The sequence below is a fragment of the Kaistia nematophila genome, from assembly GCF_026343855.1.
Lineage (GTDB): Bacteria > Pseudomonadota > Alphaproteobacteria > Rhizobiales > Kaistiaceae > Kaistia > Kaistia nematophila.
This window is the reverse complement of the sequence record NZ_JAPKNK010000012.1, coordinates 1-25,007: the sequence shown is the minus strand read 5'-3', so window position 1 is coordinate 25,007 and position 25,007 is coordinate 1. Positions and strand designations below refer to the sequence as shown.

Genomic DNA, 25,007 nt, shown 5'->3' with positions numbered 1-25,007 from the left:
ACATGAAGCTCAGCGCGCGCAACCAGCTGGAAGGCACGGTCACGGCGGTGGAGAAGGGGCAGACGACCGCGCGGGTGAAGATCGATATCGGCCATGGCCTGATCATCACATCGTCGATCACCAATGAGGCGGTCGACGATCTGGGCCTGAAGGTGGGCGACAGGGCGACGGCGGTCATCAAGGCCTCTGACGTCATGGTCGGCAAGTAAGGGCGCGTTCCTCCATGCGGGCGGATCGCGCCTCTGCGCCGGGGCGGCCCGCGCCGGCCTTGTTGGCCGCGCGACGGCTATGCCGTGGCGTTGTCGATCGGCGAACTCGATGCGCAATGTGCCGGCGAGGCCGTGATCCTCGCCTATGAGGGCGGCGCGCCGCCGGCCTCGCCGGACCGTCTCCGGCTGATGGTTCCGGGCCATGCGCATGGCGGCCGCAGCGTCCGCGATGTTGTCCGCATCGAGCTGAAGCAGCCATCGACGCTGCGGCGCGCCAAGATCGCGCCCCCGACCTTCCCAAGCGGCGGCTCCGTGACCGATGATCCGGACTGGCGACTCATGACTGGCGATTCATGACCGATTTCCTCTCCCCTGAAGAATGGACGGCCATCTGGCTGAGCCTGAAGGTGTCGTCGGTGGCGACGCTGGTCAGCCTGCCGATCGGCATCGCCGTCGCGCTGTTGCTGGCGCGTGGGCGCTTCTATGGCCGCATGCTGCTCGACGGGCTCGTGCACCTGCCGCTGGTGATGCCGCCGGTGGTGACCGGCTACCTGCTGCTGCTCGCCTTCGGCCGCAAGGGACCGCTCGGCGCCTTCTTCGAGCAGACATTCGGTCTCGTTTTCGCCTTTCGCTGGACGGGCGCGGCGCTTGCCTGCGGCGTCATGGGCTTTCCGCTGATGGTGCGGGCGATCCGCCTGTCGATCGAGGGCATCGATCGCAAGCTGGAGCAGGCCGCCTCGACGCTCGGCGCCGGCCGGCTGCTGGTCTTCCTGACCGTGACGCTGCCGCTGACCCTGCCGGGCATACTGGCGGGCGTCGTGCTCTCGTTTGCCCGCGCGCTCGGCGAGTTCGGCGCCACCATCACCTTCGTCTCCAACATCCCCGGCCAGACCCAGACGATACCGTCCGCCATCTATGCGCTGATCCAGACGCCGGACGGCGACGCTGCGGCGCTGCGGCTGACGCTGATCTCGGTCGCGATCTCGCTCGCGGCGCTGGTGCTCTCCGAATTCCTCGCCCGCCGGGTTGCCAGGGGGACGGTGGCATGACGCTCTCGGTCGCCATCCGCAAGCAACTCGGCCAGTTCACGCTCGACATCGCTCTGGAGGCAGGATCGGGCGTCACGGCGCTGTTCGGTCGCTCCGGCTCCGGCAAGACGTCGCTGGTCAACCAGATCGCCGGCCTGGCGCGGCCGGACCAGGGCCGCATCGTGCTCGACGGACGGACGCTGGTCGATACGGATCGCTCCGTGTTCGTGCCGCCGGGCAAGCGCCGCATCGGCTATGTCTTCCAGGAGGGGCGGTTGTTCCCGCATCTCTCGGTGCGCTCCAACCTGCTCTATGGCCGCTGGCTGACGCCGCGCTCCCGGCGCTGGGGCAGTCTTGACGAGGTGGTGGACCTGCTTGGCATCGGCGCGCTGCTGGCGCGGCTGCCGCGCGATCTCTCCGGCGGCGAGAAGCAGCGCGTCGCGATCGGCCGCGCCCTGCTTTCGAGCCCGGATTGCCTTTTGATGGACGAGCCGCTCGCGGCGCTCGATCGCGAGCGCAAGGCCGAGATCCTGCCCTTCATCGAGCGGCTGCGCGACGCCAAGCGCCTGCCGATCGTCTATGTCAGCCATTCGGTCGAGGAGGTGGCGCGGCTCGCTGATACGGTCGCGCTGATCGATGGCGGGCGCGTCGTCACGCTCGGGCCGGTCGGCGAGGTGTTCGCGCAGCTGGATTCGGTCGGGGACTGGGAAGCGGGCGCCGTGCTCGAGGCAACCGTGCTGGCGCAGGACCGGCGAGACGGCATCACCCGGCTCGATCATCCGGCCGGCTTCCTGGTCATTCCCTATGTCGAGGCGCCGATTGGCCAGCGCTTGCGGATCCGCATCCGCGCGCGCGACGTGACGCTGGCGGTCGGTGATCCGGGGCGGCTCTCGATCCGAAACCGGCTGCGCGCCCGAATCGTCGCGATCGGGGACGGACGGGCGCAGGATGTCGGGGTACGTCTCGATGTCGGCGGGAAGCCGATGCTGGCGCGCGTCACGCGCGATGCCGTGCGCGAGCTGGAGCTCGCGCCGGGCATGGCCGTCACGGCGCTTGTCAAGGCCGTGGCGCTCGACGGGACCTGACGCGGCTGCGAAACGCGCGCTTCGCGGCTCGCTTGCCGAGGCGAGGTCCCGTCCGGAGGGGATGGAAATACCTGGCTGCCGGCGCCGCGCCTCGAAGGGGGGCGGCCGGGGCGAGGAGAGCCTGGATCAGGCCGGGCAGGCGTTCTTCATGGCGGCGCCGTCGACGACCAGGCGCACCTTGGCGGTGCCGGTCTTGACCATGCCGAGCTGCTGCGCGGCGGCGCGGGAGACGTCGATCACGCGGCCGCCGGCGAACGGGCCGCGGTCATTGATGCGGACGACGACATACTTGCCGTTGTTGAGGTTTTCGACCCGGACGCGGGTGCCGAAGGGGAGGTGGCGGTGCGCCGCCGTCATGGCGTTGGGGTTGTTGCGTTCGCCGCTGGCCGTCTTGCCGCCGAGGGCATACCAGGAAGCCCTGCCGCACTGGCTGCCGGCTTCTGCCGGAAGCGTCCCGATGGAGAGGGCCGCGCCAGCGGTGACAAGGGCGGCGGTGACCGCCGCGATACGCAATTTTACCTGCACACTAAGATCTCTTCTTTTTCGCGTTCGCCGACGCGGGATTGCACCTAAAACCGAAACAAGCTTCGCTGGCTGTTTCTCAACAGTGGAAAAAGGCGAGAATTGGGCGGCGGATTGTTCACAAATCGGATGCAACCGTCCGCAACCCGATGTGACTCGGTGCAGCGCTGCACGAGATCCGGCTGACTCAGCGGGAGCCGAGTTGCTCGATCAGCGCCATGGCGGCGAAGGGCGCCTTCGGCTTGAAGCCATTGATCATGTAAATGAAAACGTCGCGCTTGCCGGCCTTGACCGGTGCGTCGGCGACGAGCGGCAGGTCGGCGGGGACGGAGCCCTCCGCCCAGTTCCGGGCGCGGTCGCGCCACGTGCTCAGGGCCGAGTCCGAATAGCCATTTTTTTCGTCCTCGGAGGCGTCTTGCAGACGCGCATAGACGAAATCGGCGGTGGGGTCGGCAATCTGCGGATGTGTGTCGGAATCCGCCACTACCACGGCGACGCCATGCCGGCGCGCCAAGGCGATGAAGTCAGGCGTCTGGAAACTCGGGTGGCGGACCTCGACGGCGTGGCGGATGGCGATGCCGTCGACCGTCTTCGGCAGCAGTTCGAGGAAGCCGGCGAAGTCGTCGGCGTCGAACTTCTTGGTCGCCATGAACTGCCAGTTGATCGGGCCGAGCTTGGGGCCGAGCTCGGTGACGCCGCTGGCGAAGAAGCGGCTGATCGAGTCGCCCGCCTCGGCCAGAACGCGCCGGTTGGTGGCGAAGCGCGGCCCCTTCAGTGAGAAGACGAAGTCGTCCGGCGTCTCCTCGGCCCATTTGCGGAAGCTCTCGGGCTTCTGCGAGCCGTAGTAGGTGCCGTTGATCTCGATCGAGGTCAGCCTGGAGCTCGCATATTCGAGCTCGCGCTTCTGCGGTAGCCCCGCCGGATAGAAGTCGTCGCGCCAGGGTTCGAAGGTCCAGCCGCCTATGCCGACCCGGATCATCGGCTGCGCCCTTCGACGGGAACGGGTGCCGACCTCGTGCGTTTGCTAGCGTCAGCAATCGGAGGTGCCAAAATGTTTCGGGCCAAACCACCCGTTGTCGTTCCGGAGATTTCGACGGAAGGTCGCGTCGTTTCAGTCATCGCCGGCCTCCTCTTGGCTGCCGCGGCGGTCAAGCCGAGGCCGAACCGCTTGCTGTCCGTTCTGGCGCTCGCGACAGGCTCCTATCTCGCCTATCGCGGCGCGACCGGTCATTGCCCGCTGACCAAGGCGGTGCACGACCACTGTCCGGAGTGGGAAAGACGGGTTCGCTGAATCCGGCTGGCCCCTGGCAGGACGCGGGGTCGGCGCGCCGTCAGGCGCGCTTCTTGACGACCGCGCCCCAGATCAGGAGCACGATGACGGCGCCGACAATGGCGCCGATGAATCCGGCTTGGTCATTCGGGCCGTACCAGCCGATCGCCTGCCCCAGATAGGTGGCGAGAAAGGCGCCGGCGATGCCGAGAAGAACCGTCAGGATGAAGCCGCTCGGCTCGTTGCTGCCTGGCGTGATGAACTTGGCAATGACGCCGGCGACGAAACCGATGATGATGGTCCAGATGATGCCCATGAGGCGCTCCCGGTTATGACACAGCGCATGGCCGCGTCAAAATGTTGCACGCCTTTGGCTGATTTGGCGAGAGCTAATCGAGCTTGACGCTGCCGCGCATCGCCTTGACGCCGGAGCGCTTGGCCTTGCCTTCGAGCCGGCGCTTCTTCGAGGCGAGCGTCGGCCTCGTTGCGCGGCGCGGCGTTGGCGGAACCAGCGCCTCCTGGATCAGCGCCACCAGCCGCTCCAGCGCGTCGGCCCGGTTGCGGGTCTGGTCGCGAAAACGCTGCGCGGTGATGACGATGACCCCGTCCTGCGTCAGTTTCGAGCCAGCGAGGCGCATCAGGCGCACCGCCACCGCATCGGGCAGCGCGCGCGACCGTCTGGCATCGAAGCGCAGTTGCACCGCGCTCGATACCTTGTTCACATTCTGCCCGCCCGGCCCTGAGGCGCGGATGAAGCTTTCCTCGATTTCGCTGTCGTCGAGGGCGATCTCGTCATTGATGCGGATCATTTTCGCCTTCCAGCCGGATCGAATAGCACGGCCAAGATCAATCCGGCAGGGGGAGCGAGCTTTTCTGTCGAGGGTGTCGCCGAGACTCGCCGATTGTGCTAGAATCACCTAGCTGAACGGGGGTGTCGCCGATGAATCTCCAGTTTGGAATAGCTGTAGCGCTGGTCGTGGCAGTCGGCTTTCTGCTTGCGAACAAAGCCGGGGCCGGTCCGATCATCTGGGCCGAACACAGCGTTGCTTCGCAGCGCGCCGTCATGATGTCCGGCGTGTCGTTCGTGTTCAACACGCCGTTTCCGAGCCTTGGCATCCCGGAGCGCTGAGCGCGGCGAACGCTGCCCGGCGGGAGCGACTTTGTCGTGGGGCGTGGCGTGCGGCCTTCGCTTCGCGACCAGGCCGGCGGGCCCAGGTCGCTGGGACCCGCCGTAGCGCGGGTTGTTCGATCCACGTGTCGGGCGGGCCACTGCGAGGCCCGCGGCTTTGAGGCACCGGGCTTCGATGTCCGCCGGTTTCCCCGGATTCCTAGAGCCTATCCGGTCGGCGGCGAATAGCTCGCGGTCTTCGCCTTGCGCATCGCCTCCATGCCTTCCGATGCGGTCATCAGCGTCGTCGTCTGGAATTTGCTGAGCGCGCCGGAGGATGCGGTTGCGAGCGCCACCGATGCCGCCGTCGTCGCGTCGGGGAATTCGGCGATCATCACCACATCGAACTCGCCGAAAGCGAAATGGAACGAATTGAGCTTGCCGCCCATCGATTCGATGAGTTTGCGGATGGCGTCTTCGCGGTTCTGCGGATTGCCGACGAGCGCCTTGACGGCGCCGGGCGCATACGAAGCCTGCAGCATGAAATGAGCCATGGCATCCTCCCTTCGGACGCTCCTGGCGCCCGGAAAGCCTGGCCGGATCCGGAGGGCCGGCCGGGCGATCGCCAACAGTGGACCCGTTGTTGGCGTAAGGGAAGGCGGCGGCAGGGCGCTCGCGAGAGCTTTACCGCTTCCCGTCTATTGCTGGGCCTTGGCCTCCGCGATCGCCTTGTCGTAGGCGGCGCAGATCTCGTCGAAATCGGTGGTCCGTTCGGCAACGCGGTCGACTTCGACCTGGCGGCGGCGCCAGTCCTGCGCCTTGCTCGGGTCCTTGGTGGTGATGGCCTTGACGAGCTCGGCCAGCGAGATCGACTTTTCCTGCAATTCGGCTTCGGTGCAGGCGAAGGCCGGGGTGGCGGCCAGCAGAAGCGAAAGGGCCAGGATGGTGCGGCGCATGCTCGATTGTCCTCGTCTCGTAGCCAGTCCCCGGTCCGGTATAGAGGGTTCGATCCGTCGTTGCACCTGCCGGACGGCAAAAAGAAAGGGGCGTCGAGACGCCCCTTTCCGTACCGGACCCGGCGATCCGGCAAACGATGTCCGGCCTACAACGATGTCCGGCCTACTTGGCCAGGCAGTTGTCGACGTTCTCGGGCAGGCAGACGTCGAGGCCCGTATACAGGATCTCGTCGACCTTCTCGCCATTGATCAGCTTGATCATGGCGTCGGGGGCCTTGTAGCCCATCTCGAACGGACGCTGGCCGATCTGGGCATGGCTGCGGCCGGCCTTCAGCGCTTCGATCTGCGGCGGCAGCGTGTCGCCGGCGATGATCACGAGGTCCTTGCTCTTCAGCCGGTCCATCACGCCATCCGTGACCTGCGCATAGGCCTGCGGGGCGAACTGGGCCCAGCCGCCGACCAGCACGAAGGCATCGAGCTTCGGATTGGCGGTGAAGGTGTCGCTCATCTGCTGGTTGGCGAGGTCGGACTGATCGTTGGTGAAGAGCGGGCAGCCCGCCGGTTCCGTCCAGCCGTTCTGGCCGGTCAGCTTGTCGACATCCTTGGCGCCGGCCAGCGTGTCGCGCACGCCGGCGGCGCGGGCGGCGATGTTGGCGGCGGCGACGTTGCCGAGCTGAAGGCAGACGGTGCCGCCCTTCTTATGCTTCAGCAGCTCTTCGCCCATCTTGACGCCCATCAGGTAGTTGTCGGTGCCGAGATAGGCCTTGCGCAGGGCGGAATCTTCCTTGTTCAGGTCCGCGTCGACCGTCATCACCGGGATGGTCGGGGCGCGCTGCTTCAGAAGGTTGGCCATGGCCGGAGCGTTGGAGGGCGAGATGGCGATCGCCGCGACGCCCTTCGTCAGAAGGTCATCGACGATCTGCACTTCGCCGGCTTCGTCATTGCTGGAAGCAGGGCCAGTATAGAGGCAAGTATAGCCCTTGCCCTGATTTTCGGCATTCCACTTCTGGCAGCCCTTGTTGATCTCCTCGAAGAAGGGGTTGTCGAGACCCTTCACGACGATCGCCAGGACCTTGTCCTCGGCGCGCGCCGCGCCAAGGCCGATCGCCAGGCAGGTGGTGGCGAGAGACAGAATCGCCAGTGTCTTTTTCATGGTGTCCTCCCGAGACAGTATAGCTTCCGCCGCCCGCCGGCCGATTGGGTCTCGCTTCGCGCCATCCCGGGGCTTTCCGGGGGATAGCGCGGCGCACGGATTGTTCCGTTGCCGCTGCGGGCGATAGCAACTAAATTCCGAAATCGAACAAAGTCAATGCGATTAATCCTATGAAACGATCCATGACGCAGTGCAATGTAAATATTGTGCGTCGCAAATTACCTGAATTGAAGTAGCACTTAACATTGTGATTCTCGATTTTTCTGAGAATGAAAGCGCTTACGGTCAATATTTTCCTTGTTTCTGCTTTCTGTATCAGCGGCATTGAAATGTATTTGTCTGATGTTCGGATTGACGTCGTCCAGACGCGCCCATAAGGGTTAATTCGAGGATCGGACGGCTTCGCCGGACGGAAACGAGGGAAGCGACGGGCCGATCAACGGCCTGCGCGGCAGGGAGGAGCGCCGGGATGAGCGTCCTGGAACTCAAGGGAATATCGAAGCATTTCGGGGCGATTCAGGCCCTGAACGACGTGTCGCTGACCATCGAGCCGGGCGCCGTCGTCGGGCTGATGGGGGACAATGGCGCCGGCAAGTCGACGCTGGTGAAGATCATCGCCGGCAATTTTCCGCCCTCGCACGGCACGATGCGGGTGCAGGACCAGGAGGTCCATTTCCACAAGCCGGTCGAGGCGCGCGAGAGCGGCATCGAGGTCGTCTACCAGGATCTCGCGCTCTGCAACAACCTGACCGCCGCCGCCAATGTCTTCCTTGGCCGCGAGCTGCGCCGCGGCGTCTGGCCGTTCCGCATCCTCGACTATGCGACGATGTACAAGCGCGCCGGCGACCTCTTCAAGGAGCTCAAATCCGAGACGCGGCCGCGCGATCTGGTCAAGCAGATGTCCGGCGGCCAGCGCCAGGCCGTCGCCATTGCCCGCACCCGCCTTTCCGATGCGCGCATCGTGCTGATGGACGAGCCGACGGCGGCGATCAGCGTGCGCCAGGTGGCCGAGGTGCTGAACCTCATCCGTCGCCTGCGCGACCAGGGCATCGCCGTGATCCTGATCAGTCACCGCATGCCGGACGTCTTCTCGGTCTGCGACAAGATCGTCGTGCTGCGGCGCGGCACCAAGGTCGCCGACAAGGAGATCGCCAAGAGCTCGCCGGAAGAAGTCACCGCATTGACCACTGGCGCGCTCGAGCGCGCCTGACATCGAGCGAAACGAAAGGGAGGACGTATCAATGGCTGTTTCGCTCGACGACACCATCAATCGCCAGACGCACAGCACGCTGAGCTGGCTGCTTTCGCGCCAGACCTTCTGGGTATTCGTCGCGGCGGTGCTCGCCTGCGTCGCGCTCAGTCTGCTCACCGACACATTCGCCACCCGCAACAACCTGTTCAATGTCACGCGCAACTTCGCCTTTGTCGGCATTGTCGCGATCGGCATGACGGTGGTGATCATCTCCGGCGGCATCGATCTGTCGGTCGGCTCGACGCTCTGCCTGTCGGCGATCGTCACCGGCCTGGTGATGAGCGCCGGCTATCCGCTTGCCGTCGGCATCGCTGCGGCTCTCGTCGCCGCCATCATCGTCGGCGTCGTCAATGGCGTGCTCATCGCCTATGTCGGCATGCCCCCCTTCGTGGTGACGCTCGGCATGCTTTCGGTGGCGCGAAGCATGGCGCTGGTGCTCTCCAACAACAAGATGGTCTACCAGTTCGGGCCGGACCAGGCGCTGCTGCTGCAGCTCGGCGGCGGCACCACCTTCGGCATCGCCAATCCGCTGATCGCGCTCGCCGTGATGGCGGTGATCGCCGGCTTCGTCTTCCGCTGGACCGGCTGGGGCCGCCACATCTACGCCATCGGCGGCAACGAGCAGGCCGCGATTCTGACCGGCGTTCCCGTCCGGCGGATCAAGGTCGGCGTCTATGTGATCTCGGCGCTGACGGCGGGCATCGCCGGCGTGCTGATGACCGGCTGGCTCGGCAGCGTGACCACCAATCTCGGCACCGGCATGGAACTGACCGTGATCGCGGCGACCGTCATCGGCGGCGCCAACCTCGCCGGCGGCACCGGCACGGCGTTTGGCGCCGTGGTCGGCGCCGCGCTGATCGAGGTCATCCGCAACAGCCTGATCCTGCTGGGAATCTCGACCTTCTGGCAGGGCGCCTTCGTCGGCTCCTTCATTGTCATCGCGGTCGCCTTCGACCGCATCCGCAGCTTCCGCCAGTCGGATTGATCCTCTTGTGCCGGGCATCGCTTCGGCGGTGCCCGGTTTCTTCACCTCTCCCATGGGGAGAGGCGAGGGGAACTTCGGCCCTCGACTATCGGGATCGGCGCAAGCAAGAATAGGCTCCGATCCAGGAGCCATCCCGAAACCGCATGAAACTTCCCAACCAGACCGAAGGCCTTCGCTTCCGTCTCGTGCTGAAGCCCGGCTTCGCGCTCGGGCCCGGCAAGGCGGACCTGCTCGAGGCGATTGCCGCTACCGGCTCGCTGGCGGCGGCCGGAGCGCGTCTCGCCATGAGCCAGAAGCGCGTCTGGGGGCTCGTCCGCGAGATGAATACGGCGTTTCGCGATCCGCTCGTCGAGACCGAGAAGGGCGGCACGGGCGGCGGCGGCAGCGCGCGTCTGACCGCCACGGGCCGGCTGGTGCTCGACCGCTATCGCGCCATGGAGGCGGAGACCAATGCGGCGATCGCCGCCGGCGTCGCCGAACTGCGCGGCCTGATGCGCGAAGAGGGCTGAGGTTCAGCCCTCGGCAATGCCGAGGCGGGCGAAGATGCCCCGTGCGGCGGCGATGCCGGTGGCGAAGCTTGCCTGCAGCAGATAGCCGCCGGTCGGCGCTTCCCAGTCGATCATCTCGCCAGCGACGAACACGCCCGGCAACCCCTTCAGCATCATGTTTTCGTCGATACCGCTCCAGGCGACGCCGCCGGCGGTCGAGATCGCTCGTTCGAGGCCCTCGGTGCCGGTGAGCCGGATCGGTACGGCTTTGATCAGGGCGGCAAGGGCTTCGGCCTCGGCCGGAAGCATCGGGCCGCCGGCGCCCTCGCGCAGCAGGTTGATCGCCACGGGCGATAGATGCGCTGCCTTGCGCAGCCGGTTGGAAAGCGACTGGCTCGGCTTCTGCGCGGCGATGCGCGCGGCGAGTTCGTCAGCTTTCCGGCCGGGCGCGAGGTCGAACTGGACCGTCGCCGCGCCGTCGCGCGCGATCGCGTCGCGAAGCGGCGCGGACAGGGCGTAGACGACGCCGCCTTCGAGGCCGTAGGCCGTGATCATCGCCTCGCCGCGCAGCGTCGTCTCGCCGAAGCGAATGGCGAGCGTCTTCAGGGGATGTCCGGCGAAGCGGCTGCGGAAGATTTCCGACCAGGCGACCCGGAAGCCGACATTGGCGGGGCGGAGCGGCGTCACGTCGACGCCTCGTTCCCAGAGGATATCGGAAAAGGCGCCGTTCGAGCCGAGGCGCGGCCAGCTGGCGCCGCCGAGCGCCAGCAGCGTCGCGTCCGCCTCGACCGTTCCGGTCGTGCCGTCGGCATGGCGGAACATCGGATTCCGGTCGGCGTCGAAGCCCTGCCAGTCGTCGCGCAGGACGAAGCGGACACCGAGCTCGTCGAGCCGGCGCAGCCAGGCGCGCAGCAGCGGGGAGGCTTTCAGCGAGGTCGGGAAGACGCGGCCGCTGGAGCCGACGAAAGTCGGCTGGCCGAGCCCCTCGGCCCAGTCGCGCAGCGCCGAGGGCGGAAACGCCTCGATCAGCGGCCGCAGCCGCTCGCTCGCGGCGCCATAGCGGTTCAGGAAGGCTTCCAGCGGCTCGCTATGGGTCAGGTTGAGGCCGCCCCGGCCGGCCATCAGCAATTTGCGGCCGACGGAGGGCATGCGGTCATGCACCGAGACGGCGAGACCGGCCTTGGCGAGCGTCTCCGCGGCGATCAGCCCGGCAGGGCCGGCGCCGATGATCGTGACGGAACGAGTCGGAGAAGTGGGTTCGTTGGACATCGCCGCGGTTTGTCGGTCGAAACCGCGGCGATCGCAAGGGGGTAGGCGAAGCGTCTGCCGCCTCGCCCGAAGTCGCCTAGCGCTTGCCGACCAGCTTGTCGGCGAAGAGCGCCGCGCTCTTGGCGTAGACGCCGGCCTTGTTCCATTCGCGCAGGACCGCGAAGTTGTGCGAGCCTTCCTCCCAGCTGCCGCCGCGCTGCCAGCCATAGCCCTTCAGGTAGTTGGCGGTGGAGGCGAGCACGTCGACCGGGCTGTTGCGCAGGTCGGCATGGCCGTTGCGGTCGAAATCGACGGCGAAACGGACATAGGAGGAGGGCAGGAACTGGGTCTGGCCGAGCTCGCCCGCCCAGGCGCCCTTCATCTGCGCCGGCGAGAGGTCGCCGCGCTGGACGATCTTCAGCGCGTCCATCAGCTGGTCCTGGAAGAAGTCGGTGCGGCGGCAGTCGAAGGCGAGGGTGGCCAGCGAGCGGAAGGTCGACATGTTGCCGCTGCCGGCGCCGAAATCGGTCTCCATGCCCCAGATCGCGATCAGGATCGGGCCGGGAACGCCAAACTGCTTCTCGATCCGGTCGAGCGTCGAGGCATAGCGCTGCATCAGCTGCTTGCCCTTGGCCACGCGGGCCGGCGAGACGACGCGCTTCGAATAGACCTCGAAGGGTTGCGAGAAGTGCTTCTGGTTGCGGTCGAGCTTGATGACGCGCGGATCGTAGGTGACGCCCCCGAGCGCCTGCTCGACGACGCCGCGCGAGATGCCGGCGGAAACCGCTTCGGCCTTGAAATCCTGCAACCACGCGCCGAACTGCGCGGGATCCTTGCCGCAGGTCGCAGCTTCGGCCCGTCCCAACCCGACCGCGAGCGCGGCGGAGAGAACCAGGGCCGACAGGCGGAGCTTCGAGGTCTTCATTTTAAGCCTTTGTCTAGTCGGGGGCCGAGAACGATGCGGGCTTGGCAGCACGCGCGAGAGGACACTAAACGCGTGATGGTTACCTAGCGGTTGAAGAGAGGCGAGTGGTGTGATTGCGATCACATTGTGACAGGTTTTTATCGCCTGACACGCCTCCTCTTGCGCTATTTCGCCTTCGTCGCGCCGAAGCCGGCACGTTTAAGCCGGACGATGGCGAGATCGAGCGCGGACAGGAAAGCGGAGCGGTCGCGCGGCGAGAACGGGCGAGGGCCGCCGGTGACGGCGCCGGCCGAGCGCAGGTCCTCCATCAGGTTGCGCGTCGCCAGCACATTGCCGATCGAGGCCTCGGTGAAGGGCTTGCCGTTCGAGCCGATGACGTCGGCGCCGGCCTTGATGCAGCGGTCGGCCAGTGGAATGTCGGCCGTGACGACGATGTCGCCGCGGCCGACGCGCTCGGCGATCCAGTCATCGGCAATGTTGAGCCCGCTCGGCACGAGCACGCGCTCGATCCAGGGCTCGCGCGGGATGCCGATCGGGGTATTGGCGACGACATGGACCTTGAGGCCGTGCCGGCCGGCGACCTTGTAGATCTCGTCCTTCACCGGGCAGGCGTCGGCGTCGACATAGATCTCGATCGGGCGGGGGCCGTCGGGGAGGGTTTCGCTGGAAGCTTGCATGGAACGCTCGAAAAGGAAGAAGGGCCGCCCTTGCGGACGACCCTTCCATTGTCAGACCGCGACCCGGCACGAAGCCGGAGGAAAGCCGGTCACGCGGCGCAAACCTCTGCAAAGAGAGAGATCCGGACCATTGGAACCGACATACGCGGTGAACGACAATGAGACACTAGACCACCTCCTTTCGTTTGTTGATGACATGGTTAACGTAGCGCGTTTCGACCCGATTCGTAAGGGTAGCCGGCAAGGTTCCGTAGCGACGCGCTGCATTTGTCACACTCGGCGGCTCGGGAGCCGGCTCAGCGGATCGAGCGCAGCATGCCGGCATCGGGGAAGCAGGTGGCCCGGCGGCCGTTCGCTTCCTCCCAGGCGCCAATGGCGATCCGCGTCTTGAAGCCGACCAGGCCATCGGCCGTGCCGACATCGACGCCGCGCTTTTCCAGGCGTTCCTGCATGGCGCGGACATCGGAGCGGGTGAAGCCGCCGACATCGCCCCAGGCATTCGCGATCGGCCCGGCGCCGCGCAGCCGGTCGCCCAGATGGCCGATGAACAGCGCGTAGAGATCGGACTCGTTGTAGCTCTTCAGCACGTAGAAGTTCTGCGAGACGATGAAGGCGGGGCCGTGCCTTCCGGCCGGCATCAGCAGGTGGCCGATGCGGTCGGGCGTGCGGCCGGCGAGCTTGCCGCCGCCGACGGGGCGCACGCCCATCGCCTGCCAGGCGGAAAGCGGCTTGCCCTGTTCCGGTCCCTCGAGGCTGCAGGAGACACTCTCCGGCACCTCGACCTCGACGCCCCAATTGACCCCAGGCTGCCAGCCGCTCTGGCGCAGGTAATTGGCGATCGAGGCGAGGCTGTCGGGTACCGAGTTCCAGATGTCGCGCTTGCCGTCGCCGTCGAAATCGACCGCCAGCGTCAGATATTTCGACGGCAGGAACTGCGGCTGGCCGAGCGCGCCGGCCCAGGAGCTGCGCATCTCGTTGAGGCCGATATGGTCACCGTCGACGATCTGCAGCGCGGCGAGGAATTCGGGATAGAAGCTCGCCTTGCGCGCGCCCATGAAGGCTTCGGTCGCCAGCGCCCGCACGGCCGGATAGGGCATCTTGGCGGCGCCATAGCCGCTTTCGCGGCCCCAGATCGCGACGACGATCGGCGCCGGAACCCCGTAGGTCTTCTCGATCTTGGCGAGCGTCTTCCCCCATTTCGCCAGCAGCGTCCTGCCGCCATTCGCCAGCGTCGCCACCTTCTGCTCGCTGAAATAGCGGGCCGGGCCGGAGAATTCCGCCTGCCGCTGCGGCTCGTCCTTCTTGCGCGGCACGCCGGGCGGGGCAAGGTCAGGCAGCGACCAGTCAAGCGTCAGGCCGGACAGCGCCGCATCGAGGGTCTGGCGCGAGATGCCGCGCTTCTGCGCGTCGGCGCGAACGGTCGTTGCCAGCCAGTTCTGGAACTGCTTTTCGATCCGGGCCTTGTCGGCGGTCTGGGCGGCCGCCGGCAAGGCGGCGAGGAAAAGCAGGCAGAGGCTGAGCAGAATGCGCACGGGATGGGTCACCTGGCCGTTGATGTCGACGGCACCTTGGCGAAGCCGGACGTCCGGCGCAACCTCCATCGCTCAGCGCGGCGCGCGGACCGTCCCGCCCTCGCTGCTCGTGCAATCGGTCCTGGCCTCCTGCGACCGGTCGGCGACCAGGATGACCGGCGGCGGCTGCGCGGCGATTTCGGTGACCAGCTTGCGGCGGATCGCGACCTCGAACTGGTCGACGTCGTGCACGGGAAGGGTGAAGGCGCCGAGGCCGCCGACGACGCAGTCGCGGTAGTAGTCGTCGAGATTGTCGATCTCGAAACTGCTGTCGCTGCGCGGCGGCTTCAGCGTGATCGCCAGTCCGTTGATCGTGATGCCCTGCGCGATCACCGCGTCGCGCGCCGCAAGCACGGGGGGGCCCATATTGTTCGGCCCGTCGCCCGAAATGTCGATCGTTCGCCGCGCGCCGGCATAGCCGTTGTTGTCGAAGAGGGAGGCCGCGAAGGTGAGGCTGCCCGATATCGAGGTTCCGTAGCGTCCGAACACCTCGCCTGGCGAGATGCGGGAGGCGACCGCGTCGGCGCTTTCGGCATCGTCGACCAGGCTCCAGGGTACGATGATCGTCTGCGAGTTGTAGCCGGACCATTCGAAATAGGCGATCGCGATGCGGCCGGTCGGGCCGGACTGGATCGCGGCGATGACGTCCGGATGGTGCAGCGCTGCGACATAGCCCTGCCGCTGCAGGGCCTGTTCGTCGGCATCCATCGAGCGCGAGACGTCTACGGCGAGGATGAGCTCCAGGTCCACGGGGAGGTCCCGCGCCGCGGCGGGGAAGGGCGCCGCCGCCGTCACCAGGGTCGCGATCAGCATTTCGGGAAACCGCATGACGCACCTCGATTGGTTTGGGGCCCCATCGATCAGGCTAGGGCTCGGGCGTCATGCCTCAAGGGGCAGGCGGCCGCGCCGGATCAATTCCGCGACACCCGAGGGGTGATGGCCGAAGCGGCGAGGCCAAAACTCGGCTACGCTCGCGGGCGTGGAGAGGGTGGAGGCGAGCTTGATCGAAGCCGGCAGAAACCAGGGCGAGGCGGGCGGCGCCGGGGCGCGCGCCTCTGTGCTCGTCGCCACCATTCTCGCCTCCGGCATGGCCTTTATGGACGGCTCGATCATCACGGTCGGCCTGCCGGCGATCCGGGCCAATCTCGGCGCCAGTTTCGGCGAGGCGCAATGGACCTCGAACGCCTATACGCTGACGCTCGCCGCGTTCACCCTGCTCGGCGGCGCCGCCGGCGACGCCTATGGCCTGCGCCGCGTCTTCATGCTCGGCATCGCCCTGTTCGGGCTCGCCTCCGCCGCCTGCGGCTTCGCCTGGTCGCCGGAAAGCCTGATCCTCGCCCGCGCCATCCAGGGCGTCGGCGGCGCTCTGATGGTGCCCGGTTCGCTGGCGCTGATCTCGGCGCATTATCCGCCCGAGATCCGGGGAAGGGCGATCGGCACCTGGGCCGCCGCTTCGTCGATCGCGCCGGCGATCGGCCCGATCCTCGGCGGCGCGCTGGTCGATCTCGGCTCCTGGCGGGCGCTGTTCCTGATGAACGTGCCGATCGCCGTCGTCGCCTGGCTTGTCTGCCGATACCAGGTGCCGGCGGACCGCAGGGTCGCCGCTATCCGGATGGACTGGATCGGCGGCGCCTTCGCGGTGGTCGGCCTCGGCGTGCTGACCTACGGCCTCACGGAAATGGGCGCCGGCGCGGGCGGCATCCATGTCGAGCTCGCCGCCGGGCTGGCGCTTGCCGGAGCAGCCGTGCTGGTCGTCTTCATCCTCTGGGAGGCGCTCGCGCCGGCGCCGATGATGCCGCTCGGCCTCTTCGCCAGCCGTATGTTCTCCGGCGTCAATGTGCTGACGCTGCTGCTCTATTTCGCGCTGGCCGGGGCGCTGTTCTTCCTGCCGACGGCGCTGATCCAGGCGCACCGCTATCCGGCGGCCCTGGCGGGATCGGTGTTCCTGCCCTTCGTCATCGTGATGGCGCTCTTGTCGCGCTTCGGCGGCGGCCTTTCCGATCGCCTCGGTGTCCGGCCCTGCCTGACCGTCGGGCCGATCCTGACGGGCATCAGTTTCCTGCTGCTGGCGCCGGCGGTGTCGGATGGGCGGTTCTGGCCTGCGCTGGTGCCGGTCATGCTGCTGATGGGGCTCGGCATGGGCATCACCGTGGCACCGCTCTCGACGGCGGTGATGAACGCCGCGCCGGAAGCGCGGCGAGGCGCGGCGTCCGGCATCAACAATGCGGTGGCGCGCGTCGCCGGGCTGATCGCGGTGGCAAGCCTCGGCATCGCCGTCAGCCATGGTTTCGACGGCGTACTGGCGGCGGCGGACGGCAACGCGGCCAGGCTGGTGCGGCAGGCAGGCTTCGGCGGCGCGCTGCCGGCGACGGACGGCGTCGACATGGCCGCCCTTCGCTCGCTATGGGAGCAGGCGACGATTGCCGGCTTTTCGGCCATCGCGATGGTCTGCGGCGTCTTCGCCCTGGCCGGTGGCGTCGTCGGCTGGATCTTCACCGGCGAGGCCGGGAAGGGCTGAGGCTGGCTTGCCCCGTCGCGACTGCCCGGACGGGCGGGACGATCCGGCGGTGCGATAGATCGAGCCACCGGCCGCCTTGGCGTCGTAGAGCGCGATATCGGCCATCCGATATGTGGTTTCGAAGTCGGGCGCGCCGTCCGATGCCGGCGCGATGCCGATGCTGGCGCCAGTGGTGACGAGCGAGTCGGCATAGCCGATCGCCTCGGAGATGCGTTCTATCAGCCGCCGCGCCGTGAACTCGGTATCGGCCTGCGGCGCGTCGATCAGAAGCGCGAACTCGTCGCCGCCCAGGCGCGCGGCGACGTCATCCTTGCCGATGCAGGCGCGGATGCAGTCGGCAATGGCGAGCAGGACGTGGTCGCCAAACTGATGGCCAAACCGGTCGTTGATCGGCTTGAACGCGTCGAGATCGATCAGCACGAAGCAGAAGCTGCGCTTCTCGCGGTTCCAGCGCTCGAAGCTCTCGATGAGAGACGTCCGGTTGGCGAGACCCGTCAGGGAATCGTGATGGGCGCGGCGGTCGAGTTCGTCCTGGCGGGCTCGAAGGCGCGAAATGTCCTGCAGCGTGCCGACCGCGCGCAGCGGCCGCCCCTCGGCGTCGCGCTCGACGATGCTTCCGCGATCGAGAACCCAGATCCAGTCGCCATTCTTGTGGCGAAAGCGCTGCTCGATGCTGTAGCGCGGCGTCCGCCCCTCGAGATGATCGGCGATGCGCCGCCGGTTCTCGGCATTGTCGTCAGGATGCCGCAGATGGTCCCAACTGCGCTCATGCGGCTCGATCTCGCCGGGCTCGTAGCCGAGGATCTCGTGCCAACTGTCGCTGAAATAGGTTTCGCCGGTGGCGATGTTCCAGTCCCATACGCCTTCGCCGGATCCGGCCAGCGCATAGCGCAGCCGCTCCTGGCTCTGCTTCAGCGCGCGCGCCGACTTGTGGAGTCCGGCCATGGCCGCCGCGATGAAGAGGGTGGGGAGGGTATTGAGGCTGAGCGATAGCTCGATGCGCTGCAACTGCCAGGCCAGCGGTTGGCTTGAATAGGCGTTCGGCCATTCGCCGGCGATGGTCAGCAGAATGATGAGCAGGGAGAGACAGGATGCCGTGATGGTCGTCGGCGCCTGCCCGAAGCGGATCGCGCACCAGAGCAGCGGCGCCGTGAAGAAGCTGATCAGCGACTGGCCGCTCCACCACATGAAGACGACCGCGCCGAGGATGACGGCGACCAAAGCGAGATATTCGAGGCCGCGTGCCCAGGCGCCATGGCGCAGGGTCTGGCGGATCTCGTCGAGCCGTCCCGGCGTCGCAATCGCAAAGAAGGGCGCGAGGACCAGCAGAGCGCTGGTCATGTCGAGCCGCCACAGCATGAAAACGCTGTCGAGAACGGGCACCTGGCGGAACAAGGCGACGCCGACAGCCGCCATCACGGCGTTCGCTACCGTGGCGACCATGAGGATGGCAATCATGGTGACGACGCTGGCGATGCTCTGCAGGCCGGAGCCCAGCAGCCGCGCGCGGTGCGCCGCGATGGTCACGATGGCGATCTCGAGGATGTCGCCGAGCGCGATCCAGGTCCCGAGCGCTCCGGCGCCCGCCAGCTTCTGCAAGACGAAACCGGCCGCCGCGATGCCGGCGAGCACCCATCCCATGCGATGGATTCCGACCGAAAGGATCAGGGCCACCGCCAGTCCGTTGGCGGGCCAGAAGGCGGGGGCGCTGTTGGCGATGCGCATCAGCCATACGCCGAGACCGCCTGCCGTCACATAGAGCAACACGCCGGCGGCGAAGAACATCATGGGAAGAAGGAAGCGCTGCACCACATGCGGCCTGATGGGATCTTCGACAGACCACGCATCGCAGCTATTCGTTGAGGAAGAACGAACAGATGCGATCAACTTGCTTCGTTTTGCGTCATTGTTGGTCGATGCCGGAAACTGGCGTCGATGAAGGCAGGGCCGCGGCGCGGCGGCCCTGCCTTCACTGCTCTCGCGGGCCTTCTCAGGCGGCGCGCGTTCCCTTCCTGTCCGAGACCTGATCAGCCAGGCGTCCGGTCAGTTCGGCGAGATGATCGAAGCGGCTCGAATAGGTGCCGACGCCGGCCGTCGCCGACCGCAATTCGACGATCAGCCCGCGCATCTCCGATTCCGGGATTTCCGCCTCGACGACGTCCCAGCCGGGCCAATCCGGCTTGGCGTCGAAGCCGAGCAACTGGCCCCGGCGCTGCGTCACCATCATGTTGACCCGCGAGCTCGCCTCGGAGGGCACCGTCACCGAGACATGCAGCACCGGTTCGAGCAGGACTGGGCTGCACGCCTCCAGCGCCTCGCGCATGCCGAGCTGCGCCGCCGTGCGAAAGGCCTGATCGGAGGAATCGACGCTGTGATAGGAGCCGTCGGTGAGCTTGACGGCGACGTCGACGACCGGGAAGCCGAGCGGGCCGCGCTTCATCACGTCCTGCACGCCGGCTTCGATGGCCGGAATGTAGTTGCGCGGCACGACGCCGCCGGTGATCGCATCCTCGAACAGGAAACCATTGCCGCGGCGCTGCGGGCGGATCTCAAGGACGCAGTCGCCGAACTGGCCGTGGCCGCCGGACTGCTTCTTGTGCCGGCCACGCACCGTCGCCTCGCCGCGGATCGTCTCGCGATAGGGGATGGCGGGTGGTTTCGTCTCGACCTTGAGGCCGTAGCGCGCGGCGAGCCGCTCGAGCGCCACGCGCAGATGCATCTCGCCCTGGCCGGCGAGGCGGATCTCGCTGGCCTCCTCGTCCTGCGAGACACGCAGGGCGGGGCTTTCCTCGGTGAGGCGCAGCAGCGCGGCCGAGAGCTTGGTCTCGTCCTTGCGCTCGGCCGGCGAGACGGCGACGGCGATCACCGCCTCGGGCGCGACGAGCGGCGCGAGCTGCGCGGGCACCTGCTTGCCGGTCGCAAGCGTCATGCCGGTCGCGGCGCCGTCGAGCTTGCCGAGGCCGACGACCTCGCCGGCGGCAGCCGGTTCGCGCTTGTTCACCTGCTGGCCGAAGACGCGCAGCAGGCCGGAGACGCGGCCGACCGAGCCTTCCGGCCCCATCAGCTCGACGCCGTCCTGGATCGTGCCGCGCAGCACGCGAGAGATCGAGAGCTTGCCGGCGTGCCCGGTATGCACGGTCTTCATCACCTGCAGCACCGTCTCGGGGCCATCGCCGAGGCCGAGCCGCCCGACGGTGGCGGCGACATCCGGCGCCTCGTGGCGGATCGCCTTCAGCAAGCGGCCGACGCCATGGCCATGCAGGGCGGAGCCGATCAGCACCGGGCAGACGAGGCCGGCGCGCATGTCGACCACGAGATCCGCCAGCACATGCTCGCGTGACGGCTCGACGTCCTCCAGGAGCTCCTCCATCAGGGAATCGTCATAGTCGGCGAGCTTTTCCAGCATCGCATAGCGTTCGCGCACCTCATTGACGCGGACGTCGTCGGACATGTCGACCAGTTCGCTCGGCGCGTATTCGCGATAGATGAACGCTCGCTCCAGCGCGAGGTCGACGAAGCCGGTAACGATATCGTTCTGGCGGATGGGGATGTGGCGGAGCAGCAGCGGGACGCTGCTCGCCGGCTGCAGCAGCGCAAGCGTCTCGCGGACGCCTTTCTCGCTCTTGTCGATCTTGTTCAGGAAGAGGATGCGCGGAATTTTGAGCGCCTCCAGCCGCCGCAGGATGAGCTGCAGCGCGCCGACCTTCTTCTCGTCGGCCTCGGCGACGACAACGGCGCAGTCGACGGCGGCCAGAACCGCCTCCGCCTCATGCGCGAACTCGACCGAGCCCGGGCAGTCGAGCAGGGCGATTCGTTCGCCCATGAAGCTGGTCTCCGCGACGTTGAGCTCGACGCTCATGGCATGGGCGCGGGCTTCCGCGCCGGCGTCCCCGACCGCGGTGCCGTCGCCGACGAGACCCTGACGGTGAATGGCGCCGGTGCGCGCGAGGATCGCCTCCATCAGCGTCGTCTTGCCGCTGCCGAATGGCCCGATCAGGGCGATCGCCTTGGGGCCGGCGCTTCTGCCGACACCACCTCCGTTCCTGTCCGTCATCGCTTCCTCCGTTCATGAAATGTTCTTGTGGCATTCTCATGTCTTGGACGCGTGGACCGGAGCCAGAGACCCGGCCCGCAAACGGATCGTCTCAGGGAAAGCCGGGCATGGCAAGGCGGTGTGAAAACGCGAATTCGTGTGGCCCGGAAACGACGAAGGCCCGCGCCGATGGCGCGGGCCTTCTGATCCCGAAGGATGAAGCGCGAGAACCAGGTCTTAGTTGACCGGGTCGAGCAGCAGGGCAGCGCCGCCGGCGGCGACGTTCAGGCCGATCTGGCCGGTGGCGCTGATCGGCTGCAGGGCGATCGAGCCGCGAGTGCCGCCGAACAGGAGGTTGGTGCCGATGCCGGCGCCGACGGTCGCCTCGGCGGTCGCGCCGAGATAGAGACCGCCGAGCGAGCCGCGGTGGTAGCCGGCGGTCGGAGCGAACACGGCCCAGATCAGGCGGCTCTGGCTGGTGTAGCCGAGGTCGACGCCGAGCTTCTTGATGTTGCCGACGTAATCCTCGGCGCGGCCGCCATTCGGCTTGAACGTGCAGGCGACTTCCTTGGCCGAGGCGATGACGTAGCCGAGGCCCGAATTGATGTCGCAGGTCAGCATGCCGATGCGAATGCCGTTGCGGCCGTCTTCGTAAACCGGGGCGACGATGTCGGCGGCCTTGGCAACACCCATGCCGGCCAGCACGACAGCGGTAGCCGCTGCAATGGACTTAAGGGAAACAAACTTCGCCATAATGAATTTTTCCTTTCGTGTTACGGCCCGGTCTCCCGAGCCGCGATGCGGATTCCGTCGGTGGGGGTTCGGCGGAACCGCGGGTGACGACCGCGCTTGGTCCTACAACGGGCCTTGCAGCGGTTCGATCCCATCGACATAGGACTTAGGTTCGTCATGACAAACGTTTGAGGGCGGCGCAAGTGACAACGCTCACAAGCCTTGCCATTCGGTTAACGCACTGGAGCTTTGCATGCTGACTGCCTACGCGATTTCAGCAACCGGCCTCGCACCGATCGCGATCGATGCGCCGGCGGCCGGCACGTCGGCCGCCTGGCTCGACCTCTTCGCGCCGACTGCCGAGGAAGAGCACGCCGCCGAAGCCTTTCTCGGCGCTTTGGTGCCAACGCGCGAGGAGACTCAGGAGATCGAGTTCTCCAGCCGCTTCTATGTCGAGAACGGCGTCGTGTTCATGACGGCGAGCGTGCTCGCCGGTCTCGACGCCGGTCATCCCGTGCTGACGCCGTTCACCTTTGGCGTCGGAAAGACGAAAATAGTTACCTTGCGCTACGAGGACATGAAGGCGTTTCGCCAGTTCCTCGCCATCGCGCCGAAGCCCGACAGCGGCTGCGGCACCCCGGCCGGCATCTTCAACGGACTGCTCGAGGCCTTCATAGCCCGCACGGCGGACGTGCTCGAGCACATCGCCCAGGCGGTCGACCGCATCAACAGCGAGATATTCACCCGCAAGGCCAGCGAGCGGATCCGCTCCAAGCGGCTCTCCATCCTGATCGGCGCGATCGGCATGCAGGGCGACCTCGCCTCTAAGGCGCGCGAGAGCCTTTCCTCGCTGGAGCGGCTCGCCCAATATGCCGCCGCCATGCTGCCGGACCTGAAGAACGGCAACAATGCGCGGCTGAAGCTGGCGCTGCGCGACGTGCGATCGCTCGAGGACCATGTCAATTTCGTCCTGAACAAGATCACCTTCCTGCTCGACGCGACGCTCGGCCTCGTTGCCAACCAGCAGAACCAGGTGGTGAGCGTGCTGACGGTCGCCTCGACCATCCTGATGCCGCCGACGCTGATCGGCACGATCTACGGCATGAACTTCAAGGACATGCCGGAGCTCGGCTGGGGCTTCGGCTATCCGCTGGCGCTGGTGATCATGGTGGTGTCGGCGCTGGTGCCGTTCCTCTATTTCAAGCGGCGCGGCTGGCTATAGCCGAATTGCCGCTCGTGCCTAGAGATAGGGCGTCAGCAGCCGGGTGGCGGCGTCGCGCAGGCGGGTCGGCAGGCGGCGGCGACGCAGTTCCGCCAGGGTGACGGGTCGCCCCTTGGCCTGTTTGTGGTCGATCAGCCGGTCGATCACGTCCGCGAACGCGGCGTCATAAGCCTCGACGTTGAACTCGAAGTTGAGCCGCAGGCTGCGCGCATCCCAATTGGCGCTGCCGAAGAGCGCCCAGGCGCCGTCAACGGTCATCAGCTTGGAGTGGTCGAAGGGCGGCTCGGCACGGCTGATGCGGCAGCCGGAACGGATCAGCGGCGACAGCGAGGCGTTCATCGCCCAGTCCATGTAGGCCTGGTCGGAGATCTCGGGCAGCAGGATTTCGACCGAGACGCCACGCAGCGCTGCCAGCGCCAGCTGCGAATTGATGCGTTCGTCCGGCAGGAAATAGGGCGTAACGATGCGGATGCGCCGCTCGGCGCGGGCGATCGCCGCCGCCATCGTCCACATCAGCTTCTCATTGTCCTCGTCCGGACCGCTGGCAATGCCGCGCGCCGGGATCGAGCCGGCGCCGCCGATTTCCGGGAACCAGGCCGGACCCTCGAGCAGTTCGTTGGCGGTAAACGCCCAGTCCTCGGCGAAGGTCTCCATCAGGTGCGAGACCACCGGGCCCTCGACGCGGAAATGCACGTCCTGCACGGCGCGGTCCATCGGGATGGTGATGTCGCGGTAGAGATTGCCGGCGCTGATGTTCATGCCGCCGGTGAAGCCGTGGCTGCCGTCGACCACCATCACCTTCTTGTGGTTGCGGAGGTTGATGAACGACATCTTCCAGGGCGCGACCTCATGCAGGAAGCGGGCGACCGGGACCTTGGCGGCGAGCAGCCGGTCATAGGCTGGGTTCTTCAGGTATCCGCCGCCGATGCCGTCGAGCAGAACCCGCACGGCGATGCCGCGCCCATGCGCCGCGATCAGCGCGTCGATGATCGGCGCGCCGCCGAGATCGTCATGGAAGATGTAGCCGGAGATGCCGACGCTCGTCGTCGCCGCGTCGATGGCGCGTATCATCTCGGGATAGGCGGCGTGGCCGTCCACCAGAGGCGTGATGCCATTGCCGGCCAGCAGCGGCCGGCCGGTGATCCGGAGCCCGAACTTCGCCAGGGGCTCCAGATGTTCGTCTTCGCCATGGGCGACGTCGGCCGGGGTCAGCGCGAAGCGCGATTCCGGCGGGTCGATGTCGTCGCCCGGGCTGGAAAGCTTGATCGCCTTGCGACGGACCCGGTTGACGCCGAGCATGACGTAAAGAAGGGCGCCGATATAGGGCGACAGCCAGGCGAGGCCGATCCAGGCGACGGTCGACTGCGGGTTCAGTCGGGTCAGCAGCGCGTGGATCGTCACCGCCGCGGCGAAGACGATGTGCAGGAACGAGAAGAAGAGGGCGAGATGATTGGCCGTCATGGCCTGCCTGACGCTTGAGCGGGGAGGGGACCGCGATCAGGGAGCACCATTGACCTCCACGACGTTGCGGTCGGGGTCGCGCAGGTATAGCTGCGGGAAACCGGCGGGACCGTCGCGCAGTACGTAGAGGCGCATCGGATCGTTCGTGTCCGGGCCCTCGTGGAAGCCCTGCGCCAGCAGGTGGTCGAGGATGGCGTAGAAGTCGCGCGTGTGGAACGAGAAGTGGACGTCGTTGTTGTCGATCGCCTCGTTGGCGCGATAGGTGCCCTGCGGGTAGAGGATCAGGTGGATCTGCTGGCCATGGCAGTCGAGCCAGGCGCCCTGCGTCTTGAAGGGCGGGCGCGGCAGGCGCTCGAGGCCGAACGCCTTCTGGTAGAAGGCGACCGATCGCTCGAGGTCAGTCACGACGATAGAGACGTGGTGAAGGCGCAGATCAAGCATCGAGGCCGGTTCCCCCGGAGTGGCGCGAAATTCGGCAGGAGGATACGACCTGCGGGAGGTTCTGTCTTCCCGCATGTGCAGCGACGCGCCGAGACGATGCCCGCGGATGGGGAACGCGTCCGG

General features: G+C 66.9%; 28 protein-coding genes. 11 read left to right on the top strand and 17 right to left on the bottom strand.

Annotated features, from left to right (window positions below):
• The first annotated feature begins 2 nt into the window (after nt 1-2).
• The 4 genes from OSH07_RS21365 to modC all read left to right on the top strand — a co-directional run bounded on the left by OSH07_RS21365 (nt 3) and on the right by modC (nt 2,322).
• Complete coding sequence (locus OSH07_RS21365; RefSeq protein ID WP_266340725.1) at nt 3-209, top strand: TOBE domain-containing protein; 207 nt, start codon at nt 3-5, stop codon at nt 207-209.
• A gap of 84 nt (nt 210-293) precedes the next feature.
• Nucleotides 294-566 (top strand): molybdopterin-binding protein, encoded by a 273-nt coding sequence (locus OSH07_RS21360; protein ID WP_266340724.1) that lies wholly within the window; start codon nt 294-296, stop codon nt 564-566.
• A complete protein-coding gene (gene modB, locus OSH07_RS21355) occupies nt 563-1,258 on the top strand; it encodes a molybdate ABC transporter permease subunit (protein ID WP_266340723.1) in 696 nt (231 codons plus the stop codon). Before OSH07_RS21360 ends, modB begins: the two co-directional genes overlap by 4 nt.
• Complete coding sequence (gene modC, locus OSH07_RS21350; protein WP_266340722.1) at nt 1,255-2,322, top strand: molybdenum ABC transporter ATP-binding protein; 1,068 nt, start codon at nt 1,255-1,257, stop codon at nt 2,320-2,322. Before modB ends, modC begins: the two co-directional genes overlap by 4 nt.
• A 126-nt stretch (nt 2,323-2,448) precedes the next feature.
• On the opposite strand, the gene OSH07_RS21345 is transcribed toward modC, so the two are convergent.
• Complete coding sequence (locus OSH07_RS21345; RefSeq protein WP_266340841.1) at nt 2,449-2,829, bottom strand: septal ring lytic transglycosylase RlpA family protein; 381 nt, start codon at nt 2,827-2,829, stop codon at nt 2,449-2,451.
• A gap of 202 nt (nt 2,830-3,031) precedes the next feature.
• Nucleotides 3,032-3,823 carry a DUF72 domain-containing protein gene (locus OSH07_RS21340; protein WP_266340721.1) on the bottom strand — a complete coding sequence of 264 codons (792 nt, stop codon included), beginning with the start codon at nt 3,821-3,823 and terminating at the stop codon, nt 3,032-3,034.
• Between the two features lie 72 nt (nt 3,824-3,895).
• On the opposite strand from OSH07_RS21340, the gene OSH07_RS21335 reads away from it, so the two are divergent.
• Nucleotides 3,896-4,135 carry a YgaP-like transmembrane domain gene (locus OSH07_RS21335; RefSeq protein ID WP_266340720.1) on the top strand — a complete coding sequence of 80 codons (240 nt, stop codon included), beginning with the start codon at nt 3,896-3,898 and terminating at the stop codon, nt 4,133-4,135.
• Nucleotides 4,136-4,175: 40 nt separating this feature from the next.
• On the opposite strand, the gene OSH07_RS21330 is transcribed toward OSH07_RS21335, so the two are convergent.
• On the bottom strand, nt 4,176-4,430 hold the full coding sequence (locus OSH07_RS21330) for a GlsB/YeaQ/YmgE family stress response membrane protein (protein WP_266340719.1): 255 nt from the start codon (nt 4,428-4,430) through the stop codon (nt 4,176-4,178).
• A gap of 73 nt (nt 4,431-4,503) precedes the next feature.
• On the bottom strand, nt 4,504-4,923 hold the full coding sequence (gene arfB, locus OSH07_RS21325; protein ID WP_266340718.1) for an alternative ribosome rescue aminoacyl-tRNA hydrolase ArfB: 420 nt from the start codon (nt 4,921-4,923) through the stop codon (nt 4,504-4,506).
• A 131-nt stretch (nt 4,924-5,054) separates the two neighbouring features.
• On the opposite strand from arfB, the gene OSH07_RS21320 reads away from it, so the two are divergent.
• Nucleotides 5,055-5,243, top strand: a complete 189-nt coding sequence (locus OSH07_RS21320; protein ID WP_266340717.1) for a hypothetical protein — start codon at nt 5,055-5,057, stop codon at nt 5,241-5,243.
• A gap of 206 nt (nt 5,244-5,449) precedes the next feature.
• On the opposite strand, the gene OSH07_RS21315 is transcribed toward OSH07_RS21320, so the two are convergent.
• From OSH07_RS21315 to OSH07_RS21305, 3 genes are all read right to left on the bottom strand, one after another.
• Entirely contained in the window at nt 5,450-5,776 is a 327-nt protein-coding gene (locus OSH07_RS21315; protein ID WP_266340716.1) for a GYD domain-containing protein, read from the bottom strand.
• 144 nt (nt 5,777-5,920) lie between these two features.
• Nucleotides 5,921-6,178, bottom strand: a complete 258-nt coding sequence (locus tag OSH07_RS21310) for a hypothetical protein (RefSeq protein ID WP_266340715.1) — start codon at nt 6,176-6,178, stop codon at nt 5,921-5,923.
• Between the two features lie 163 nt (nt 6,179-6,341).
• Nucleotides 6,342-7,331: a substrate-binding domain-containing protein gene (locus OSH07_RS21305; RefSeq protein WP_266340714.1), complete on the bottom strand. Its 990-nt coding sequence runs from the start codon at nt 7,329-7,331 to the stop codon at nt 6,342-6,344.
• A gap of 469 nt (nt 7,332-7,800) precedes the next feature.
• Between OSH07_RS21305 and OSH07_RS21300 the strand changes: the two genes are divergently transcribed.
• The 3 genes from OSH07_RS21300 to OSH07_RS21290 all read left to right on the top strand — a co-directional run bounded on the left by OSH07_RS21300 (nt 7,801) and on the right by OSH07_RS21290 (nt 10,077).
• Nucleotides 7,801-8,541: an ATP-binding cassette domain-containing protein gene (locus OSH07_RS21300; RefSeq protein ID WP_266340713.1), complete on the top strand. Its 741-nt coding sequence runs from the start codon at nt 7,801-7,803 to the stop codon at nt 8,539-8,541.
• A 31-nt stretch (nt 8,542-8,572) separates the two neighbouring features.
• The gene (locus OSH07_RS21295; RefSeq protein ID WP_266340712.1) at nt 8,573-9,568 is read left to right on the top strand and encodes an ABC transporter permease; all 996 of its coding nucleotides are present in this window, start codon (nt 8,573-8,575) and stop codon (nt 9,566-9,568) included.
• 143 nt (nt 9,569-9,711) lie between these two features.
• Nucleotides 9,712-10,077 (top strand): winged helix-turn-helix domain-containing protein, encoded by a 366-nt coding sequence (locus OSH07_RS21290; protein ID WP_266340711.1) that lies wholly within the window; start codon nt 9,712-9,714, stop codon nt 10,075-10,077.
• A gap of 3 nt (nt 10,078-10,080) precedes the next feature.
• Here OSH07_RS21290 and OSH07_RS21285 read toward each other — a convergent pair whose 3' ends face one another.
• The 5 genes from OSH07_RS21285 to OSH07_RS21265 all read right to left on the bottom strand — a co-directional run bounded on the left by OSH07_RS21285 (nt 10,081) and on the right by OSH07_RS21265 (nt 15,305).
• Entirely contained in the window at nt 10,081-11,325 is a 1,245-nt protein-coding gene (locus tag OSH07_RS21285; protein ID WP_266340710.1) for a BaiN/RdsA family NAD(P)/FAD-dependent oxidoreductase, read from the bottom strand.
• Nucleotides 11,326-11,401: 76 nt separating this feature from the next.
• Complete coding sequence (locus OSH07_RS21280) at nt 11,402-12,229, bottom strand: lytic murein transglycosylase (protein WP_266340709.1); 828 nt, start codon at nt 12,227-12,229, stop codon at nt 11,402-11,404.
• 164 nt (nt 12,230-12,393) lie between these two features.
• Nucleotides 12,394-12,906 (bottom strand): YaiI/YqxD family protein, encoded by a 513-nt coding sequence (locus tag OSH07_RS21275; protein ID WP_266340708.1) that lies wholly within the window; start codon nt 12,904-12,906, stop codon nt 12,394-12,396.
• A 296-nt stretch (nt 12,907-13,202) separates the two neighbouring features.
• Complete coding sequence (locus tag OSH07_RS21270) at nt 13,203-14,438, bottom strand: lytic murein transglycosylase (RefSeq protein WP_266340707.1); 1,236 nt, start codon at nt 14,436-14,438, stop codon at nt 13,203-13,205.
• Nucleotides 14,439-14,510: 72 nt separating this feature from the next.
• A complete protein-coding gene (locus tag OSH07_RS21265; protein WP_266340706.1) occupies nt 14,511-15,305 on the bottom strand; it encodes a DUF1194 domain-containing protein in 795 nt (264 codons plus the stop codon).
• Between the two features lie 172 nt (nt 15,306-15,477).
• Between OSH07_RS21265 and OSH07_RS21260 the strand changes: the two genes are divergently transcribed.
• On the top strand, nt 15,478-16,995 hold the full coding sequence (locus OSH07_RS21260; RefSeq protein ID WP_266340705.1) for a DHA2 family efflux MFS transporter permease subunit: 1,518 nt from the start codon (nt 15,478-15,480) through the stop codon (nt 16,993-16,995).
• Here OSH07_RS21260 and OSH07_RS24480 read toward each other — a convergent pair.
• The 3 genes from OSH07_RS24480 to OSH07_RS21245 form a co-directional block, all read right to left on the bottom strand.
• Nucleotides 16,879-18,804 carry a diguanylate cyclase gene (locus OSH07_RS24480; RefSeq protein WP_266340704.1) on the bottom strand — a complete coding sequence of 642 codons (1,926 nt, stop codon included), beginning with the start codon at nt 18,802-18,804 and terminating at the stop codon, nt 16,879-16,881. The two genes, OSH07_RS21260 and OSH07_RS24480, sit on opposite strands and share 117 nt — an antisense overlap.
• 181 nt (nt 18,805-18,985) lie before the next feature.
• Entirely contained in the window at nt 18,986-21,049 is a 2,064-nt protein-coding gene (locus OSH07_RS21250) for an elongation factor G (protein WP_266340703.1), read from the bottom strand.
• A 216-nt stretch (nt 21,050-21,265) separates the two neighbouring features.
• Nucleotides 21,266-21,781, bottom strand: coding sequence for a DUF992 domain-containing protein (locus OSH07_RS21245; RefSeq protein ID WP_266340702.1), 516 nt, complete (start codon nt 21,779-21,781; stop codon nt 21,266-21,268).
• 232 nt (nt 21,782-22,013) lie between these two features.
• On the opposite strand from OSH07_RS21245, the gene OSH07_RS21240 reads away from it, so the two are divergent.
• Nucleotides 22,014-22,982, top strand: a complete 969-nt coding sequence (locus tag OSH07_RS21240) for a magnesium transporter CorA family protein (RefSeq protein ID WP_266340701.1) — start codon at nt 22,014-22,016, stop codon at nt 22,980-22,982.
• 18 nt (nt 22,983-23,000) lie between these two features.
• Here OSH07_RS21240 and OSH07_RS21235 read toward each other — a convergent pair whose 3' ends face one another.
• Both OSH07_RS21235 and OSH07_RS21230 read right to left on the bottom strand, forming a co-directional pair.
• Nucleotides 23,001-24,443, bottom strand: coding sequence for a phospholipase D-like domain-containing protein (locus OSH07_RS21235; RefSeq protein ID WP_266340700.1), 1,443 nt, complete (start codon nt 24,441-24,443; stop codon nt 23,001-23,003).
• A gap of 36 nt (nt 24,444-24,479) precedes the next feature.
• The gene (locus OSH07_RS21230) at nt 24,480-24,884 is read right to left on the bottom strand and encodes a VOC family protein (RefSeq protein WP_266340699.1); all 405 of its coding nucleotides are present in this window, start codon (nt 24,882-24,884) and stop codon (nt 24,480-24,482) included.
• Nucleotides 24,885-25,007: the final 123 nt, after the last annotated feature.